The 2,146-nt window shown below is 65.2% G+C and carries 2 protein-coding genes; both read right to left on the bottom strand.

Annotated elements, in window-relative coordinates; genetic code table 11:
• A partial coding sequence (locus CWS72_RS28235; protein WP_206747712.1) for a hypothetical protein occupies positions 1 to 216 on the bottom strand: 216 nt, incomplete at its 3' end.
• Positions 217 to 233: 17 nt separating this feature from the next.
• A complete protein-coding gene (locus tag CWS72_RS27250; protein WP_101253815.1) occupies positions 234 to 2,003 on the bottom strand; it encodes a putative porin in 1,770 nt (589 codons plus the stop codon).
• Positions 2,004 to 2,146 lie beyond the last annotated feature (143 nt).

The raw sequence follows: 2,146 nt of genomic DNA, 5'->3' as shown, positions 1-2,146 counted from the left end.
GAGCCGCGTCTCGGTCGCCTCGTCGGCCCAGGCCGGGCCGGCGGCGAGGAACAATAGGGCGGCCAGGGCGGCTCTCACCCTCCCACCGCTGGCGCGGCGGGCCCCTCCCTCTCCCGCTGACGCGGGCGAGGGATCCATCAGCCCCTCGCCCGCTTGGCGGGAGAGGGAGGGGCCCGGCCGATAGGCCGGGAGGGTGAGGGCAAACCCGAGAGGCATTTTGTGATCGCCCATGATCAGAACTTCGCGTTGAGGTCGAGGAGAAGAACGTCGGAGGCGTAGGTGCCGCCGGCGATGGAATCGGCGCTCATCCATTTGAGACTGGTCCAGACATTCCGGGCCAAGGCCAGATTGCCGCCGAGGACGTAGCCCTTCAGGTTGGTGCCGCCCAGACCGAAGTCCGAATCGTTGAAGGCATCCACCACCGCGTCGGATTCGATGTATTTGTAGCCGACGGAAAAGTTCCAGTCCCAGCGGTTCGCCAGCTTCGGCGTGCCCACGGTGACCCGCAGCATGGCCCCGGTATCGCCGCCGTTAAACTGGCCGTTCGCGTCGTTGTTCCAGCAGTGCCCCGACGTGTCGCAATCCTTGGCGTTGATGGCGGACTTGTTGAAGGACAGGTTCTTGACGAACTCGCCATCCAGCGTCAGCCGGAAGGCCTGGTCGCGGAAGATCGGCTTCAAGCCGTCGTAATCGACCTTGCCGGTCAGCGCCAGTTCGTGGAACGGCGTCGCCAGCCCGAAATACTGGTAATTGTAGGCGGTGCCGGACGTATAAGTGCTGTAGTTGTTATTCCTCAAGCCCATATAAGTATTACCCCGCTGGGCGAAGGTCGGGCGGAACAAATCGGAGCCGCAGGTGATGTCGTCGTAGGCGCAGCTGGTGGCCTTGCCTTCGATATTGTTGAAGTAATAGAAGGCGGCCCCCAGCTTGACCGCGGTATCCTTCGCGGGCTTCCAGTCGGTGCCGCCCTGGGCGGCGTAGAGCCACTTGTCCTGGCTGGTGGTCTTCTCGCTGCTGTAGGTGGAGAAATTGAAGTCGGTGTTGTAGACGGAGAAGGCGCCGACGGTGAAGAAGGGCGTCACCCCCTCGGCCAGCTGATACTTGCCCGATACCGCCACCCCGTCGAAATTGAGGTCGTTGTTCCAGATCAGATCGGTCGAGAAGAACGGATTGGCGAAGCGCCCCGCCGTCGTCGACATCCCCCATATCCCGGTATTAGCCGGCTCGTAGCGGATATAGGCCTGGTCCATCCATATCTGGTATTTGCTGAACTCGCCGCTGGACCCGCCCAGGGTCTGGTTGGTCGACACCGGCGACGAGCTCTCGCCGGTGGCCAGCCGAACGCCGGTGGTGAAGCCCTCGCCCAGATCGGCCTCGACGCCGACGCGCGCCCGCAGGCGCATCCGTTCGCGCTGCTGGTTCCAGTTGCTGTAGGGAACGGCGTTGGTGCTGGTGGCCCCGTTGGTGGAATTGGTCAGGGAGGCGACGTCGAGCGGGGTCGACCGGGCGTTGATCGAGGCCCAGTTGATCTGGCTGCCGTCCCCCTTGGTGTTGCCCTTGGGGAACATGTCCTCCTCGCCGCGCACCCGCATGTCGCCGGTGATCTTGATGCGCTGCGTCCATTCCGGGGTCTGATTGGGCGCCGCCCAGCCCTCGTCCCTGGCCTGGGCCATCACCTGGCTCTTGATCTCTTCCCTGAGCTGCTTCTTCACCACCTCGGGAACATATTGCACATGCACGGCGCCGTCGTTGGCCGGCGCCGGCTGCGCCGCCGTCTGCGGGGCCGCCCCTTGCGCCGCCTTGGCCGCGTCGCGGGCCCGGGCGTCGGCGAGGATCTTGTCGGCCTGCGCCTGGGTAATCACGCCGCTGGCCACCATCGCCTCGAGAAGCGACGGCGTCGAGGGCGGGGCGTCGGCCGCCAGCGCCGGGGCCGCGGCGCTCAACGCCAGCAGCGAAACAGCCAGCGCCATGGCGCGACGGGTCGAGTGGTTCACCTGTAACATCGGTCTTCCCCTGAAATATCCGTTCGATTGCGTCAGCTCGGCCGTCTGGCGGTCATCCGCACGACGATGGGCATGGGCATGTCCTTGGGCGGCGGCTGACGGAGCGTCATGCCTTCCAGCACCTCGCGCTCGATGGCTTGATC

Origin of the sequence: Telmatospirillum siberiense (genome assembly GCF_002845745.1) — a bacterium.
Lineage (GTDB): Bacteria > Pseudomonadota > Alphaproteobacteria > Rhodospirillales > Magnetospirillaceae > Telmatospirillum > Telmatospirillum siberiense.
Note: the sequence above shows the minus strand (reverse complement) of the source record. Positions and strands in the feature narration are given on the sequence as shown.

Coding starts and splice junctions, on each gene's coding strand:
- CWS72_RS27250 (WP_101253815.1), bottom strand. CDS start 2,003: ATGTTACAGGTGAACCACTCGACCCGTCGCGCCATGGCGCTGGCTGTT.